The 15,743-nt window shown below is 45.1% G+C and carries 17 protein-coding genes; 10 read left to right on the forward strand and 7 right to left on the reverse strand.

Translation table 11 applies throughout. From position 1 onward, the window contains the following. Positions 1-13: 13 nt before the first annotated feature. Positions 14-1,252, reverse strand: a complete 1,239-nt coding sequence (locus AC3RV5_RS23205; protein WP_489729926.1) for a sterol desaturase family protein — start codon at positions 1,250-1,252, stop codon at positions 14-16. A gap of 372 nt (positions 1,253-1,624) precedes the next feature. On the opposite strand from AC3RV5_RS23205, the gene AC3RV5_RS23210 reads away from it, so the two are divergent. The 6 genes from AC3RV5_RS23210 to AC3RV5_RS23235 all read left to right on the forward strand — a co-directional run bounded on the left by AC3RV5_RS23210 (position 1,625) and on the right by AC3RV5_RS23235 (position 6,217). Beyond that, on the forward strand, positions 1,625-2,446 hold the full coding sequence (locus tag AC3RV5_RS23210; protein WP_489729927.1) for a DUF3014 domain-containing protein: 822 nt from the start codon (positions 1,625-1,627) through the stop codon (positions 2,444-2,446). Between the two features lie 54 nt (positions 2,447-2,500). Further along, positions 2,501-3,025, forward strand: coding sequence for a DUF1285 domain-containing protein (locus tag AC3RV5_RS23215; RefSeq protein WP_489729928.1), 525 nt, complete (start codon positions 2,501-2,503; stop codon positions 3,023-3,025). Positions 3,026-3,196: 171 nt separating this feature from the next. Next, positions 3,197-4,492: a metal-dependent hydrolase family protein gene (locus tag AC3RV5_RS23220; RefSeq protein ID WP_489729929.1), complete on the forward strand. Its 1,296-nt coding sequence runs from the start codon at positions 3,197-3,199 to the stop codon at positions 4,490-4,492. Between the two features lie 146 nt (positions 4,493-4,638). Then, positions 4,639-5,406 carry a class I SAM-dependent methyltransferase gene (locus tag AC3RV5_RS23225; protein WP_489729930.1) on the forward strand — a complete coding sequence of 256 codons (768 nt, stop codon included), beginning with the start codon at positions 4,639-4,641 and terminating at the stop codon, positions 5,404-5,406. Positions 5,407-5,552: 146 nt separating this feature from the next. After that, entirely contained in the window at positions 5,553-6,011 is a 459-nt protein-coding gene (locus AC3RV5_RS23230) for a hypothetical protein (RefSeq protein ID WP_489729931.1), read from the forward strand. Between the two features lie 23 nt (positions 6,012-6,034). After that, the gene (locus AC3RV5_RS23235) at positions 6,035-6,217 is read left to right on the forward strand and encodes a hypothetical protein (RefSeq protein WP_489729932.1); all 183 of its coding nucleotides are present in this window, start codon (positions 6,035-6,037) and stop codon (positions 6,215-6,217) included. Position 6,218: 1 nt separating this feature from the next. Here AC3RV5_RS23235 and tusA read toward each other — a convergent pair whose 3' ends face one another. The 3 genes from tusA to rph are packed head-to-tail and all read right to left on the reverse strand — an operon-like array spanning position 6,219 to position 7,877. Then, the gene (gene tusA / locus AC3RV5_RS23240) at positions 6,219-6,482 is read right to left on the reverse strand and encodes a sulfurtransferase TusA (RefSeq protein WP_489732240.1); all 264 of its coding nucleotides are present in this window, start codon (positions 6,480-6,482) and stop codon (positions 6,219-6,221) included. A gap of 10 nt (positions 6,483-6,492) precedes the next feature. Continuing rightward, on the reverse strand, positions 6,493-7,146 hold the full coding sequence (gene pyrE / locus AC3RV5_RS23245; RefSeq protein ID WP_489729933.1) for an orotate phosphoribosyltransferase: 654 nt from the start codon (positions 7,144-7,146) through the stop codon (positions 6,493-6,495). A gap of 17 nt (positions 7,147-7,163) precedes the next feature. Continuing rightward, positions 7,164-7,877: a ribonuclease PH gene (gene rph, locus AC3RV5_RS23250; protein ID WP_489729934.1), complete on the reverse strand. Its 714-nt coding sequence runs from the start codon at positions 7,875-7,877 to the stop codon at positions 7,164-7,166. 178 nt (positions 7,878-8,055) lie between these two features. On the opposite strand from rph, the gene AC3RV5_RS23255 reads away from it, so the two are divergent. After that, positions 8,056-8,919 carry a YicC/YloC family endoribonuclease gene (locus AC3RV5_RS23255; protein WP_489729935.1) on the forward strand — a complete coding sequence of 288 codons (864 nt, stop codon included), beginning with the start codon at positions 8,056-8,058 and terminating at the stop codon, positions 8,917-8,919. Positions 8,920-9,415: 496 nt separating this feature from the next. After that, positions 9,416-9,598 carry a hypothetical protein gene (locus tag AC3RV5_RS23260; RefSeq protein ID WP_489729936.1) on the forward strand — a complete coding sequence of 61 codons (183 nt, stop codon included), beginning with the start codon at positions 9,416-9,418 and terminating at the stop codon, positions 9,596-9,598. Here AC3RV5_RS23260 and AC3RV5_RS23265 read toward each other — a convergent pair. Together AC3RV5_RS23265 and AC3RV5_RS23270 are read right to left on the reverse strand one after the other, a co-directional pair. After that, on the reverse strand, positions 9,595-10,761 hold the full coding sequence (locus tag AC3RV5_RS23265) for a cyclic di-GMP phosphodiesterase (protein ID WP_489729937.1): 1,167 nt from the start codon (positions 10,759-10,761) through the stop codon (positions 9,595-9,597). The genes AC3RV5_RS23260 and AC3RV5_RS23265 overlap by 4 nt on opposite strands. A 136-nt stretch (positions 10,762-10,897) precedes the next feature. Next, complete coding sequence (locus AC3RV5_RS23270) at positions 10,898-11,242, reverse strand: MGMT family protein (protein WP_489729938.1); 345 nt, start codon at positions 11,240-11,242, stop codon at positions 10,898-10,900. Between the two features lie 132 nt (positions 11,243-11,374). On the opposite strand from AC3RV5_RS23270, the gene AC3RV5_RS23275 reads away from it, so the two are divergent. Then, complete coding sequence (locus AC3RV5_RS23275; RefSeq protein WP_489729939.1) at positions 11,375-11,962, forward strand: tRNA-uridine aminocarboxypropyltransferase; 588 nt, start codon at positions 11,375-11,377, stop codon at positions 11,960-11,962. A 217-nt stretch (positions 11,963-12,179) separates the two neighbouring features. After that, positions 12,180-15,221 (forward strand): response regulator, encoded by a 3,042-nt coding sequence (locus tag AC3RV5_RS23280; protein ID WP_489729940.1) that lies wholly within the window; start codon positions 12,180-12,182, stop codon positions 15,219-15,221. An 84-nt stretch (positions 15,222-15,305) separates the two neighbouring features. On the opposite strand, the gene AC3RV5_RS23285 is transcribed toward AC3RV5_RS23280, so the two are convergent. Beyond that, on the reverse strand, positions 15,306-15,719 hold the full coding sequence (locus AC3RV5_RS23285) for a F0F1 ATP synthase subunit epsilon (RefSeq protein ID WP_489729941.1): 414 nt from the start codon (positions 15,717-15,719) through the stop codon (positions 15,306-15,308). Positions 15,720-15,743 lie beyond the last annotated feature (24 nt).

A 15,743-nucleotide genomic window follows, 5' to 3' on the forward strand; every position in this document is an offset into this window, starting at 1 on the left:
CCTGAAAAATCCTTTAGTTAGGCAGCCCTGCCTGTTGGGTACCTTTGCTGGTTATTTCGAATTCACTTTTTAGCCACACCAGCATGACCATGCTGAACAAGGCAAAAATTACCAAAACCGTGTTTATCCAAATGCCCAGGCCAAAAAACGCCACAGCAATTAATGCCGCCCCGTGTTTACCCCACTCAAGCCATAGTCCGTAAAGCCGGTTTTCCATCAAAACGCCCACGGAAAAACTGGCGTATGTTACTATCGCGATGATGATCAGCTGCTCCTGTAGACTAAGCGTGGCCATGTTCAATAAAAATGCTAAGGCCACCCCAGTAGTGAGTAGATGTTGCACGAGCAAATACAGCTTAAGTTTGCCACTTAGGGCAATATCGAATTTTTTAAACTGGGTTAAATCCACTTTGCCCAGAGGATAGTCTCGTTCCACGTCCTTGGGCCGCCAGCCCGTACGACTAAACCATACTGCGAATTTGTCTCCCCAGGATTTAGTGCGCCAACTGTCGATAAACAATTGCTGATAGACCTGCACATTGGCATATAATGGGTTCCAGCTATGCAGTGCCTTGCGAATTCCAAAAATAGGTGGCTCGCTGTCCAGTTCTTCCACAAAGGAGCCGAACAACCTGTCCCAAATAATAAATACCCCCCCGTAATTTCGATCAATGTAAATTTGGTTCTGGGCGTGATGGGCGCGGTGATTAGACGGTGATACAAATATCCATTCAAACCAGCCGAGTTTGGGGATGTGCCGGGTGTGCACCCAAAACTGATAAATCAGATTAAGGGAACCGACACTAAGCAGTAACAAGGGATCAACACCCAGCAATGCCAATGGCAAATAGAAAATCCAGCTTAATACACTGCCGCTCGTTTGGCGTAGGGCGGTGGTCAGATTATATTCTTCACTGGAGTGGTGAACCACATGCGCCGCCCACAGGATATTTATTTCATGCCCTAAGCGGTGATTCCAGTAGTAACAAAAGTCGTAGAGTACAAATGCTGCAATCCACACCCAAGTCGCCTCGGGGAGAGCAAACAGGGCGACGTTATCGTACAGCATCACATAGACGGTAAAAGGCACCAGGGCTTTGATAAGGTCGATCATGCGACTGAGCACACCAGCAGTTAAGCTATTGATCGCGTCATTAACTCGATAGTAGTCGGTTTTCCTGACTTTTTCGGCGATGAGCTCTAACCCTATCAACAAAAAGAAAAAGGGGATGGCATAGATAATGTAGCTCACATCCCGCCACCGTTATGAGGCTCACCCCAGCCAACCTTAACCGACCGACAAACCACAATTACTCCCAATATCGCTTTCATCGACTTACACCTTAGACCGACCACAGTGAATACATTAATCTTTGTGCCCAATAAGGTGAGCGAGATTATAAACATTTTATTAACAATTAATTATTCCCTAATTTAGCCGAATAACCAAGTCCATATCCCTGGCGAAATATCTTGGTGAAAAAATCTAAAAGTGTTCTTATAGTTAAATTAGCCTTGATCGATTGATCTTTTGTCACAACACTATAAGTTAGTAGTTAATAATGAATTTTATTTTTAATTCAGCAACCTACTGCTACGTCTACCAGCGTATTGAGGAACATTTATGAGTGAAGAAGTCACTACAACCAAGTCACTTGTGCCACACTTTATTATTGCAGTGGTGTTAATAGTCATATTAGCTGCATTTTTTCTTTGGCCTGAGGATGCAGACGAAGTGCCTGCCCCGGAAGTGCCAGCTCAAATAACTGTGCCCGACCCCATGCCAGAGCCTATCGATGAGCCCGTTGAACCTCAACCCATGCCCGAGCCAGATCCCGAACCGGAACCCTTGCCTGAGCCAGAACCCGTGGATATCAGCGACGGTGCCGTTAAAACCGAGGTACTCAATATTTCTGATTACGATGCTCTGGGCAGGCTTTTGGTTAATGATGCACTGCTACAACGATTTGTGATCATGACCAACAACTTGGCAAATCAAGAGTTGACCGCCAATCACCAAGTGCTTACTCCCCCAGAACAGCCTTTTCGAACCTTTGAACAAGCGGACAAAGAATGGATAGATCCCGCTAGTTATAAACGTTATACCCCTTATGTAGATGCACTTGAAACCATGCAGCCAGAAGCTATGCACCAGCTCTATCTGCAATACAAACCAGCGATTGAAAAGATTTTCTCCGAAATCAGCGGCCCAACTGAAAATTTTGACGACCAACTGCTAGACGCCATTGACCTGCTGCTTGACACCCCTGAGGTACCTGTACCGATAGAAGTGTATACCGACAGTGTTATGTTCAAATTTAAAGACGAGCGTTTAGAATCCCTGGCCAGCCCGCAAAAACAACTGCTGCGCACCGGTCCGGAAAACATGCGTCGAATTAAAGCCAAACTACGTGAAATCAAGCAAACCTTGGTTGAAGAGCAGTAAATGGATTTAGCCAAACTACGTGAAATCAAGCAAACCTTGGTTGAAGAGCAGTAAATGGATTTAGCCAAACTACAAAAGCAACTTGCCAATCAGCAAGGCAAGTTGCCCCCTGTAGATAAATGGAACCCGGATTTTTGTGGCGAAATGGACTTGGTGATTAAACATGACGGCAGCTGGTTTTATATGGGCACGCCTATCGGCCGCAAAGCGTTGGTTAAGCTTTTTGCCAGCGTGTTAAAAAAAGAAAATGATAAATATTATTTGGTCACCCCAGTTGAGAAACTCGGGATCACCGTTGAAGACGTACCTTATGTAATCACCCAGTGGGATAGGCAAGACGGCATGTTGATATTCACCACACAAACCGAAGAGCAAGTAGTAGTCAGTGCTGAGCACCCGGTAGAGTTAAAAGAAGATAGTAAAAATCAGCTCGCTTTGCCCTATATCAAGATCAGGCGTAATTTGTGGGCCCGCCTGCATCAAAACGTTTACTATCAATTGATAGCCCAAGCCGAGGAAAAAGGTGATGCTTTGTATGTCACCAGCGGTGATTACCAATTTTGTTTAGGCCATATTTAAACCACTCCCCCACTTCTGTGTAAACACCCTTAATTTATTCATCAGAATCATAGTGTTGCATAATATTTACTAAAGGTTCTATCTTGAATTTATTATCTGTCTTCGGCATTTTGACCTAGGGGATTATTTACCCTAGTCTGAACATTCACTAGCGAAAACGAGAATAGTATTATGCGAGTTTTGTTTGCCAGCGCAGTCCTTGCTGCGACCTTTATATGCACCAATGCAGTGGCGGCGACCTATATTCAAGCGGGAAAGCTAATCCCGGCCAATTCAAATGATGTACTTACCCAAGTAACTGTGGTGGTCGATGGCAATACCATCAGTAAAATCCACCAAGGCTACATTACAGGCAGCGAACAAGATGAAGTGATCGATCTTAAAGACCATACTCTTATGCCTGGGCTCATGGATATGCACACCCATATCACCTCCCAACACAATGGCCCTGCAAGTTACCTGGAGCGCTATACTTTGAATGAGGCTGACTACGCCATCAAAGGTGTGCAATACGCCAATAGAACCTTAATGGCGGGTTTCACCACCATTCGTAATTTAGGTGACGGCTATAACGAATCGGTAGCGTTGCGTAACGCCATCAATAAAGGTGTGGTCGACGGCCCGCGCATTTTTACTGCCGCTAAATCCATTGCCACAACCGGTGGTCATGCTGATCCTACAAACGGCAGTGCCAGCAGTATTCAAGGCGACCCAGGCGCCAAAGAGGGCGTTATTAATGGCGTAGCCGAGGCGCGAAAAGCCGTACGCCAGCGTTACAAAGATGGCGCAGATTTAATCAAAATCACTGCAACTGGGGGGGTATTGTCCGTTGCGAAAAGTGGCCAGAACCCACAATTTATGGAGGATGAATTACAAGCCATAGTTGACACAGCCAAAGATTACGGTATGACCGTGGCCGTGCACGCCCACGGCAAAGAAGGAATGGAGCGAGCCATCAAAGCTGGGGTGACCTCAATCGAGCACGGTACCTACATGGACAAACAAACCTTCAAGCTGATGAAAAAGCACGACACCTATTACGTCCCTACTGTCATGGCGGGTAACTGGGTCGCGGAAAAAGCTAAAATTGATGGTTTCTTTCCTGAACTAGTTCGCCCCAAGGCTGCGAAAATCGGCCCTCTCATTTTAAAAACCTTGTCTAATGCCCATAAAGCAGGAGTCAAAATCGCTTTTGGTACCGACGCAGGGGTATCTGCACATGGGGATAACGGTTTAGAGTTTGTACTGATGATAGAGGCGGGAATGAAACCCATTGAGGCTATACGTGCAGCCACTTATCACGGGGCTATACTAGTTGACCAACTCGACACGCTTGGTACCGTTGAGATCGGAAAACTGGCCGATTTAGTCGCGGTGAAGGGCAACCCGCTAGATGATATTAAACAGATGCAACAAGTTAGTTTTGTAATGAAAAATGGTCAGGTATACAAAAGACCCCAAACCTAACCTCTGCAGTCGATGACCGAATAACGCCAAGTGTTTAGTGCAAGCTTTGAAAGCTTCGCTGGTGCAGTTCGGTCATCTTTGGGATCACAATCAATCACGTTGTGAAGCACCCTTTAATTAAAACATCACAACTTTTGGAGCACCCTATGAAATTGTCTAACCACACGTTAAGCGTTTTTATCGCTGCCAGTATACTTTTTGCAGGCTCAGCCCTAGCAGACCAGCAAAACGTAAAAGCGAAAATTAAAAGTGCTATAACTAGCGACATTCGCGGCGCAGCAGACACTGAGCGTGATGACAACCGACTACCGTTAGAGACCCTGACATTTTTTGGCTTGCAGCCAGATATGCACATTGTTGAATTTATTCCCGGCGGTGGCTGGTATACAAAAATACTCGCCCCTGTGGTAGCAGAGGAAGGTCAATATTACGCCGCCCTAGGTACCAGTAGCGTAGCCGCTAACTTGCTTAATGAAGCAGGATTTGAAAAAGCCAAGGTACTGGCTGAAGATGCCCGTTTGTGGCGCGAAGAAGGGGACAAATTGTATTCGTTGGACGTGAACTCACTCGGCGTGACAAACCTAGACATGGTGCTAACGTTTCGCAACTACCACAACTTTAACGAAAACGGCAGACGCAAAATGAATGAAGTAGCCTTTGCGGCGTTAAAACCAGGTGGCATATATGCAACAGTGGATCACACGGCGCGCCATAACGAACCTGCCACCGGCGCGAATCGACGCAGAATCGATCCTGTATTGGCGATCCATGAAATTCAGCAGGCTGGTTTCGAGCTAGTTGATTATAGTAATTTGCATTACAAAGAAGACGATGAACTAAGATACGAAGTCGGTGCAAAAAGCGTGACCGGCAACACTGACCGTTGGACATTAAAATTCAGAAAACCAGAATAAAAACAAACATATAAATTTTACAGTTAACCTTTTTTGGCGGCTAATTAAGTAGCAAACAAAAAAGGTTAATAATTTTTACACATGCTATTGATAATCATTCTCATTTGCGTTAGGTTAATTAAACTTATCCCTACCGAGAGTTATTTATGCCAAATCACTTTTTATGCCCTAATCATCGTCAATGGTTAATCAATAACCCCTTAGCCGCTTTTACCCATCTTATCGACACCCAGGATACGGGTCAGTATTATCGAGAACAGGGGGCATGGCGTCAGGCTTTGCCTTATTTGGGTTGCGCTTATGAAACTGCAGAAATCGTGCTTACCCAAGGGGAAAAAGCGCCACTTAAGGCGGTAATTGATTTTACTTCATGCGCCATTATATTAGCCGATACTTTTAAAAAAATTGGTCAAAAAGCAATGAGTCTAACGGTCTACCAGCAAGCTCAGCAACGCTTGAAAGCAGAATTGCCCCTAGGTAGCCAACAAGCCAGATTTCAGAGCTGTATCCTTGATTGCTTAAAATCCTTGGCCAGCGGGGTCGATTTTCAACATCAGTTTGCAGGTACCCAAAAGGAAGGTACTAAAAGCTGCTCTATTCATTAGTATGCGAGACAGGTGAAGCGACTATGCCGAGTTTCAAACAAAATGAACCCGCCAATCCCGGGTACTTACCTATACAATTGCGGGTTGATGTATTAAAAAGACTATTGGTAGATCACAAAGTTAGTGCCGAAGAGCTGTACTGCGACAGCCGTCGCAGTAAACAAATATTGATGAAGTTATTGTTACAAGCGGCGCTGGAACCCTGACCTAATCTTTGCGGATCAAATAACGATAAGGTTTATCAGCAATATCTGATGCCAGCAAGGTATGACCCATAAACCGGCAAAAGCTCGGTATATCCCGGGTAGTGGAATGATCGTCTGCAGTAATCGACAAGGTTTCCCCCACTTGCATTTGACGAATACGCAAGCGCACCATCATCACAGGTTCCGGGCAACGTAATCCCAGGGTATCCAGGTTATGATCCCCTTGGGCAAAATCCTCCTTGTCTGAGTTGACTATGTCCCCCATCACCTGGTGCTCAGATCCCATAATCAATACGATATTGCTTGATATTAGCCAGATGCTCCGCCAACTCAGGTTGTGTACTGACTTGGCTTTGCAAATATTCAATCAAATCGGTAAGGGTAACAATTGACACTACCTGGGTCGCAAAATCACGCTCAACCTCTTGAATGGCTGACAACTCACCTTGACCTTTTTCTTGCCTATCCAAGGCGATCAACACGCCAGCTAGTTGGGCGTTGTGCGCCTCAATCAACAACATGGATTCACGAATGGCTGTACCGGCTGTTATAACATCGTCCACCAGCATCACTCTGCCGACAAGGGGACTGCCGACCAGGTTACCCCCTTCACCATGAGCCTTTGCCTCTTTGCGATTGAAACAATAAGGTTTGTCTACATTGTGTTTGTCTGCCAACGCCACCGCCGTAGTAGTAGCAATGGGGATGCCTTTATACGCCGGGCCAAATAAAAGATCATAAGGGATATGGGCGACTTGTAGGGCCTGGGCATAACACTGGCCTAACTTCGCCAGATCCCGGCCGGTATTAAACAAGCCCGCATTAAAAAAATACGGACTGATACGCCCTGATTTCAAAGTGAATTGACCAAATTTAAGCACTCCGCGACTTAGCGCAAATTCAATAAATTCCCGTTGATAATCCTGCATATGCGATGTCTCCTAAACTAGTTAAGTGCCGCTTTTTGTTCGTCGAATAATTCACGAATACCGTGTTTGGCCAGTTCCAGCATCTCTTGCATTTCTTGCATACTAAAAGGTTCGCCTTCTGCGGTACCTTGCACTTCGATCAGTTTGCCGGTATCGGTCATCACTACATTCATATCTGTCTCAGCCACAGAATCTTCTGTGTATTCCAGATCCGCAATAGCATTGCCTTTGTAAATCCCCACGGACAGGGCGGCAATCATGTGTTTCATGGGATTGGTTTTGATCATGCCTTTGCTACGCATCCAGCTTAAAGCATCGACCAGTGCCACGCAGGCGCCGGTGATAGCAGCAGTACGTGTACCGCCATCGGCCTGGATGACATCACAATCCACGACTATAGTGTTCTCACCCAACAGTTTCAAATCCAAAGCCGCACGCAAAGACCGAGCGATCAAGCGTTGAATTTCAAGGGTACGTCCACCTTGTTTACCCCGGGCCGCTTCACGATCGGAGCGGGTATGGGTGGCTCGTGGTAACATGCTGTACTCGGCTGTAACCCAGCCTTTACCCTGACCCTTCATAAATCTGGGCACACCTTCAGTAACAGATGCATTACACAATACTTTTGTGTTGCCAAACTCGATCAGCACTGAGCCTTCAGCGTGACAGGTAAAATGACGGGTAATAGTAACGGGTCTGATCTGACTGGCGGTTCTGTCGCTTGGGCGCATAGTTAACTCCTTAAAATGATATAACTTAAAATTATACCGTAATGCCAAGTCCGGTTCTTTACAAATTAGCCCCCGCCATCACTTATCTAGCAAGTAAATACATTGACTACCCGATTGCTGTCGCGTATCGACCTAACAAGGTTATAATAGGCGCTGGTTTGATTAAGGAAATGACTCAATGATTTACAGTATGACCGCGTTTGCCCGTCGCGAACTCAAAGCGCAGTGGGGCACTGCCGTATGGGAAATCCGTTCTGTTAACCAACGTTTTTTGGAAACTTACTTTCGTTTGCCTGAGCAATTCAAAAGCTTAGAACCCATTTTACGGGAACGCTTTCGCAAACAATTGCAGCGCGGCAAGGTTGAGTGCTCATTACGTTTTGTGGCTAACGACGCCGCCGTAGGCAAGCTTAGTCTCAATGAAGAGCTGGCCAAACAGGTTATGAACGCCGCCGATTGGGTGCAATCCCACGGTCAGTCCACCGGGGTTAATCCCTTGGACGTATTACGCTGGCCAGGAGTGATAGCTGCCGAAGAAGCAGACATGGAAGGGATACAAGCCGAAGTCTTACAGGAGTTTGACTTAACCCTTAACGACTTTATGAATGCCAGAAGCACTGAAGGGAATACCTTGAAAGCTTTGATAGAACAGCGCCTAGATGCGATCCACACTGAAGTGAAAAAAGTTAAGCAACACATGCCTGATGTGATTAAGTGGCAACGGGAAAAAATACTTGCCCGCTTTGAAGAAGCCAAAATCGAGTTAGATGAAACCCGGGTGGAGCAAGAGATGATCATGTTGGCGCAAAAGGTGGACGTCGCAGAAGAACTCGACCGCTTAGTGTCGCACCTGGGAGAAACTCACAACATACTCAACAAGGGGGGACCGGTGGGACGGCGTCTGGATTTTATGATGCAAGAGTTTAACCGCGAGTCTAATACACTGGGGTCTAAATCTATCAATAGCGACATCACCCAATCTGCGGTGGAGCTCAAGGTATTAATAGAGCAGATGCGAGAACAGATCGCGAATATCGAGTAAAGTAAAACTAGCTCCTGTCTCATCGATTAAGTCCTGTTTACCAATGGTAAAACAGGGCTTTTTTATTGAAAATTAATAAGCCTAAAATAGGGCGAACCGGCAGTTAACGCTCAAAGAGTGTTACTTCAAGAAAAGAACCTGTCTTAATAAGACCCTATCTGAATATAAAATCAGCAATTTCACTAACTCAATGGTTCTTATATCACCTTTAGTAGTCTAGTATGCTCCCTGCCTTATTTACCGCGCGAGATGGGGAGTCAGCAGTGTGCTGAATTAAACGATAGTGTATGTCAGTTTTTTTTACACATTATTTTTTGGCTGCCACTTAACAAGCATAAAACCTTGTTTTTAATCAGTTTTAAATTTGTGGCTTGCAATATGCTTAGGCCCTCTCACTTAGAATAACGCGGCATTTTCACTTGATATTCCGCCTCGTTAGCCGATAAAAAATTTACGGCCTGGCTTTTTTCAACTACCAACTGGTTAAGATGTACAGATGTCTTGTTTAACTCGAAAACTTCAACAACAATTAACACGTTATTTGAAGCGTAATAACCATTCACTGGCGATCAGTGACGCAGAGCAGGTTCGTAATGAATTGGTCAGTAAGGGGGTATGCCCATCCGCGGTGACCACAGATCAAGTCAGTATTATTATGCAGGATGTTAAGAGCTGTTAGACGGCTATCGATTCGCCGAAATAACGATTGAAATCCAGTTTATATTCCCTGGCCAGCACGGCTTGCACGATACGATATTGGGAGTTTTGTAAATCTAGTTCGATCGGCGGCAAATAGTGGCCACTGCGCACTGAATAAAATACTTTGACCAAGGGTTTGAGTGGGTAAGGTTCATGTTGTTTGATCACCATGGCGATTTTTTCACTCGACAGTTTGACCAGACTCCCCACCGGATAAACACCGATACATTTTACAAACTGTTCAAACAGGTACTTATCATATTTTAGTGGGGTTTCTGCATGTAATATTCGCAGTGCTTTTTGTGATGACATGCCGGCTTTGTAACACCTATCTGCAGTAATAGCGTCGTAGCTATCCACTATGGCTATCATGCGTCCAAATGCGCCGATTTCATCCCCTCGGGTACCATCAGGGTAACCGTACCCATCAAGACGTTCGTGGTGCTCGGCTACGGTTCGGATAATAGGTTCAGGTAGCGCCATATCTCGTAAGATCCTGATGCCAAAATATACATGGTCACGCATGACCACCATTTCCTGGTCAGTCAAACGACCCGCTTTACGCAATATATTATCCGGCACCTTGATTTTACCTATGTCATGTAAGAAGCCGGACAAGGCCAACTCCTGTGTTTCAAGGGGCGATAACTTCAGATGATTGGCAAAATTAGCTAACAAAATAGCCACGTTAAGGGAGTGTTCTAACAAGTAGCTATCTTTTTCTCTGATCTTGGTCATGCATAACAAGGCATTGGGATTGCGGTCAATTGATGCAATCAATTCTTCTGTGAACGCTTTGGGGATAGCAATATCCAGTGGCAGTCCTTTATGAATGACTTGCATCATGCGCTTTTGGATTTGTTTGCCCTTTTGATGCAATTTATTGGCTTTGGCGATTTCATCTTCAAAACTGATAGACGCGCAGGGTACTTCATGTCGTGGTTTGGGTACCTCAGGTTCAATGTCTTGCAGATGACGTGAATCTACCAGTACACCCAATATACCCTGCTTTTTCATGGCACGTATCGCACTATGGGATGTAACCCGCCCGCGACTTTTAATTTTAAGATTACCGTTTTGTTCAGAAATAGAGTCGACATACATGCCGACTTCTAGTTCATCAATACTGATATTTTTCAACATTAATAACGGATCCCAAGGAGGTGAGCCAAAACAAGATTGAAAATAAACGATTTTAAAAAATTGCGCAAACTCTATGCCCAAACGGGCTTAAATTAACGCACGACCCAATATTTTCAATTAGTTGGGCCTTGTCCACTTAACCTTCTAGCTGCCACAACATTTCTCCAAGGCTTGGCTGCCATTGAAAAACTTGCAATCTGACTCTATTGTTTAGCACCACCACATTCTCCTGTTGCAGTAATCCTTTTTGCCGTTCAGCTTGCTGGGAACCAACTTTAAACGCCAGCTGACCCGTTGAACGTAACACACGATACCAAGGCACGAGCTGGTCGGGCGGCACAAACCCCAAAGCCTTGCCCACCAGCCTCGCTCTGCCGGGCAATCCAGCTAGATCAGCAATCTGTCCATAACTGGCTACCCTGCCTTTGGGAATAAGGCTCACTGTGCGCCATATCTTGCGATAATTTACATTTATGGACATGGTTCAGGCTCGCTATTTGTTACGCCTAATAGACAATATAATTAGTTCAGTACAATTAAATTGGGGGCTTGTGTTAAATACAAGCAGCGTACCCCTTGCTATCATCTGTATTTTTAATCGACAGAGGATCGCATGACAACAACTAGGGCATATTGCACCGGCTGCCATTATCCGGCAACCGTGTGTATATGTGATGCACTTCACACTTTTAACGCCAGGCAGAAAATAATCATTTTGCAGCACCCTGCTGAGGTTAAACATGCAAAAAACACCACCAGGTTGATCACCTTATGTATGCCCAATGTCACTGTGCTGTTGGGCGAACAACCTGACAATTTTAGTGAGCTGATTAAACAATCTACCAGAACCCCGGATCGTTTCGCACTGATTTATCCCTCGGCCAACAGCAAGGCCTTGGAAAATCACCTCGAACAGTTCGCTGTACCTAACCAGAAAACCCTGATTTTAATTGATGCGACCTGGCGTAAAGCATTCAAAATTTGGCAGTTAAATCCCTGGTTACAGTCCTTACCTGCATGGCATTTTGCAGTCCCACCAGCAAGCAAATATCGAATTCGTAAAACGTCAGTTGATAAAGGGCTCTCCACGTTAGAAGCCTTAGCTTATACCTTAAATCTTAGTGAAAAACTGGATTGCCAGCCCTTATTGAACTGTTTTGCGGCAATGCAGGAAAAAGTCTTTTCCATACGACAAAACTAATTGGCCAAATTGCGCTACCAAGCGGGCTCAAACACCATTTTATTGGGTTTTTACCGGAACTGCGCTTTAAAATGGCAATAACACTAACCCGGATGATCTTTTATACGGCATACTTTACCCGCACAGGGCAGGGAAATGGCTACTCAATATCAGACCTGAAAATTTTTAATACGCTTCCATAGCTGGTATGAACGGGGGCTCAAATATTGGTGTTTGTTTGAAATTTACTGTTTTTTTAATGCTATTGCTAACTTTACTGTCAAGTTATGCCGGCGCACAATCCAGAGCCCCTGCCAGTTTTAGATTATCCCAGATAACCTATGATGATATCAGTCGCCAGCTGAGCTATGTATCAATAGGACAGGAGCAAATACCCACCGTTAGCGGTCAGATAAATACTTGGTTTGAGGGCTTTGCTCAACGTAAAAGTGGCGATCACTTTAAAGACAGGTATGTCACAGTATTTGACCTTTATAATGATACCCAAACACAAAAGTGGTTTATTTATCCTTATGGTTCTGTGGTTGAAGAAATTCAAATTCAACTCTTTGGTGCTGAAGGTCCCGCCCAAATTTTTGTTTCCGGTCATGGACTAAATAATCAACAGGCGTTGCATTATGGCGCCCAATTAAACATTAAACCCGGCGAACAAAAACGGGTTTTAATGGTGTTTAGTCGCGATTTTTTCTTTGCGCCGTTAAAAATAACCCTGCAACCCCTGGCTCAAAGTGAACAACTGTTTGCGGCTCAAAATGTTGTGCTGTTATTGAGTCTGGGTATCTGTCTGGCACTGGGTATTTACAACCTGTTTATATTCTTCGTAACCAGAGACAGGCAATATCTTTTTTACGCCCTGTCAGCTGGCTTTTATGCCTTAGGCTGGACAGCAATTTTTGGCGTCTTTGAATTTGCCCAATGGGGACGTTTGACTATCTGGTTGATGCCTGCTTTTCTCCTTGGTACAGTTTTCTCAGCGTTGTTTCATATTGAATTTTTACGCCTGCAGGTTACTTCGCCCAGAACCACTAAGTGGTACTGGCTGCTTGCTATCGGTTGTTGTATATCTTTGCCTTTCGCTTTTTATAGTCAAGCAGTGGGTCTGATATTAGTTTCGACGCTCAGTTCCACCGTGTTAATTACCGGTTTGTATGCGGGTATCAAAGCTTGGTGTTCAGGTTACTCGCCTGCTCGCTACTTCGTAGTTGCCCTCGTTTGCGTTGCTTTGCCAATTTTTGCTAGCAATTTGCTCAATTTGGGTATCTTGGGCGCAGTGAACCTGAATATCTATTTGTGGGGTGTTAGCGCCATGGCGCTAAATACCCTGATATTGGCCTTCGCTTTGGCGGAAAAGGTACGCCTGGTTAATAGCCGCAACCATGAACTGAATGCTCAGCTGGAACAAACTGTGGAATATCGCACCCAGGCACTTGAGCGGGCCAATGAACAACTTGCATTGACCAGCGGTGATCTGGTGGAAGCGATTGCGGCTAAAGGCCGCTTTTTGGCCAATATGAGCCATGAGATCCGCACCCCCTTGACCTCCATAATAGGTTATGCAGATGGCATTTTATTCGGGGTTATAGATAAGGCCGAACAACAAAGAGTGACCAAAATCATCCTCGACAATGGCGAACATTTATTACGGGTGATCAACGACATATTGGATATCAGTAAAATTAACGCCAATAAACTTGATTATCGATCCCTACCCACCAAGCTGTTTACCCTATTAGCGGAAATTGAGGCCATGGTCAGCAGAAGAGCCAGGGAACAAGGATTGGCTTTTCATTTACATTATCAGTTCCCACTGCCTGAGTTAATTTACACCGATCGGACCCGTCTCAAACAAATCCTGTTTAATTTAACGAGTAACGCTCTGAAGTTTACCCAACAGGGTCACATAACGCTGGACGTAAGCACCGAAAGTCAGCAACTGGTCATTAAAATCTCAGATTCAGGGGAGGGGATCAGTGCGACTCAAATAGAAACATTATTTACACCCTTCACCCAAGTCGACAGCTCAGTCAATAGACGTTTTGGGGGCACAGGGATAGGTTTGAGTATATCCAAACGTTTGGCCCAGGGACTGGGGGGAGACCTTAGCGTGCACAGTCAATTGCGAAAGGGTTCGACTTTTATACTGAAGATCAACTTGCTAACCGTCGAAGATTGCAACTGGGTCACCTCAGCCACGGATGTGGAGCGGGCTTTGCTCAGTGGTGCAAGTATAACCAAAACCCTGCCGCTATTTGCCAATAGCCGCGTGTTATTGGCGGACGATCATCCTAATAATCGGGAACTGATAGCGCTGTTACTTAAACGCATGGGAATTGAAGTCACTGAAGTTGAAAATGGCAAACAGGCCTTGGATGTGTTGTTTCAGCATAAATTTGATCTGATTTTACTCGATATCCATATGCCCATACTGAACGGTCTCGAGGCATTAAAAAAAATCAGGCAAGCGGGCAATCAAACCCCCGTCATCGCCTTGACAGCTAATAATATGAAACATGAAATTGAATATTATTTGCGCACCGGATTTAATGACCACCTGGCAAAACCTTTGGAGCGAGAAATATTTCTGGCTACCATAAGCCAGTATTTGTCATCGTCAAATGTGTCCCACCCAGAGCCGCTGGAACAAAACATGCGGGATCTCATTCAGGATTACTGTATAGATTTGGCTACGGAGTTAGATACATTACAACAAGCCTGGCTAGCCAAGCAATTGTCTGCTGTGGGGGAAATAGCGCATAAAATTAAGGCTTCAGCTGCTTCTTTCGGCTTTGCTACCGTTGCCCTGCTATTCGCTGATATAGAGCGACTCGCCTACCATGACGACGAGCTGGCCTTGGCCCAGACACTTCCCAGGGCCCTGCGTTTTAGCACTATGTGTTTGACCTTACCCGGTGTGGATATAGCCCAGGCGATCATTAATTACCGTAATAAATGCGAAGCCTTTCTACAGGAACTTCCCGCTACAATTAACCAGTCTGAAGGTATTATCGATAATACGATGGTGGGGCTGAGCAGAGGTGATCTAACGGCCGCATCACAGTCACTGGCGCCATTGGGAGATTTATTTATTTTTAACGGCCTCAGCGCCTGTAGCGAACAACTAAGTATGCTGAACAAGCTCATTCAACAGGGTACTTTCCAATATACTGATTATTTACTGCACACAGATACTCTGCGCCGGAACTTACAGAGTATTACTGTGGCGCTCAAGCAGAGTGAAAACATCGACTATAGTCTATAAACATCAGCAGGTAGCTGCTGACATGCGCCTATAAAAAACCCGGCGCTTGGCCGGGTTTCACATGGAACATATTTCCGATGTACTTTACTTACGCAGTTTTCTAATTAACTTCAACTGAGCAATCACTTCGGCTAGTTCTACCGCAGCTTCAGCGTAATCAAAATCAGCACTGGGATTAGCAATATGCTCTTCTACACGTTTTTTCGCTTCCAGAGCTGCTTGTTCATCCAGATCTTCTGCACGAACAGCGGTGTCAGCAAGCACGGTAATATGGCCAGGTTGTACTTCTAACACACCACCCGCCACGTAAATCAATTCTTCATCGCCGAACTGTTTCACCACGCGTACCATTCCAGCTTTGATGGTTGTAAGCAAAGGAGCGTGCCCGTATTGAATACCCAATTCACCTTCACTACCGGTGACTTGAATACTCTCTACTAGGCCAGAAAAAATTTTATCTTCTGCACTTACCACATCCAAATTTACTGTCATTGCCATAAACCCTCCAATCAAAAAATAGTT

The sequence above is a fragment of the Paraglaciecola sp. IT1134 genome, assembly GCF_058068185.1.

Bases quoted from the DNA above. Each gene is read 5' to 3' on its own strand.
- AC3RV5_RS23210 (WP_489729927.1), top strand. From the start codon at position 1,625: ATGAGTGAAGAAGTCACTACAACCAAGTCACTTGTGCCACACTTTATT.
- AC3RV5_RS23215 (WP_489729928.1), top strand. From the start codon at position 2,501: ATGGATTTAGCCAAACTACAAAAGCAACTTGCCAATCAGCAAGGCAAG.
- AC3RV5_RS23220 (WP_489729929.1), top strand. From the start codon at position 3,197: ATGCGAGTTTTGTTTGCCAGCGCAGTCCTTGCTGCGACCTTTATATGC.
- AC3RV5_RS23225 (WP_489729930.1), top strand. From the start codon at position 4,639: ATGAAATTGTCTAACCACACGTTAAGCGTTTTTATCGCTGCCAGTATA.
- AC3RV5_RS23230 (WP_489729931.1), top strand. From the start codon at position 5,553: ATGCCAAATCACTTTTTATGCCCTAATCATCGTCAATGGTTAATCAAT.
- AC3RV5_RS23235 (WP_489729932.1), top strand. From the start codon at position 6,035: ATGCCGAGTTTCAAACAAAATGAACCCGCCAATCCCGGGTACTTACCT.
- tusA (WP_489732240.1), bottom strand. From the start codon at position 6,482: ATGGGGGACATAGTCAACTCAGACAAGGAGGATTTTGCCCAAGGGGAT.
- pyrE (WP_489729933.1), bottom strand. From the start codon at position 7,146: ATGCAGGATTATCAACGGGAATTTATTGAATTTGCGCTAAGTCGCGGA.
- rph (WP_489729934.1), bottom strand. From the start codon at position 7,877: ATGCGCCCAAGCGACAGAACCGCCAGTCAGATCAGACCCGTTACTATT.
- AC3RV5_RS23255 (WP_489729935.1), top strand. From the start codon at position 8,056: ATGATTTACAGTATGACCGCGTTTGCCCGTCGCGAACTCAAAGCGCAG.
- AC3RV5_RS23260 (WP_489729936.1), top strand. From the start codon at position 9,416: ATGTCTTGTTTAACTCGAAAACTTCAACAACAATTAACACGTTATTTG.
- AC3RV5_RS23265 (WP_489729937.1), bottom strand. From the start codon at position 10,761: ATGTTGAAAAATATCAGTATTGATGAACTAGAAGTCGGCATGTATGTC.
- AC3RV5_RS23270 (WP_489729938.1), bottom strand. From the start codon at position 11,242: ATGTCCATAAATGTAAATTATCGCAAGATATGGCGCACAGTGAGCCTT.
- AC3RV5_RS23275 (WP_489729939.1), top strand. From the start codon at position 11,375: ATGACAACAACTAGGGCATATTGCACCGGCTGCCATTATCCGGCAACC.
- AC3RV5_RS23285 (WP_489729941.1), bottom strand. From the start codon at position 15,719: ATGGCAATGACAGTAAATTTGGATGTGGTAAGTGCAGAAGATAAAATT.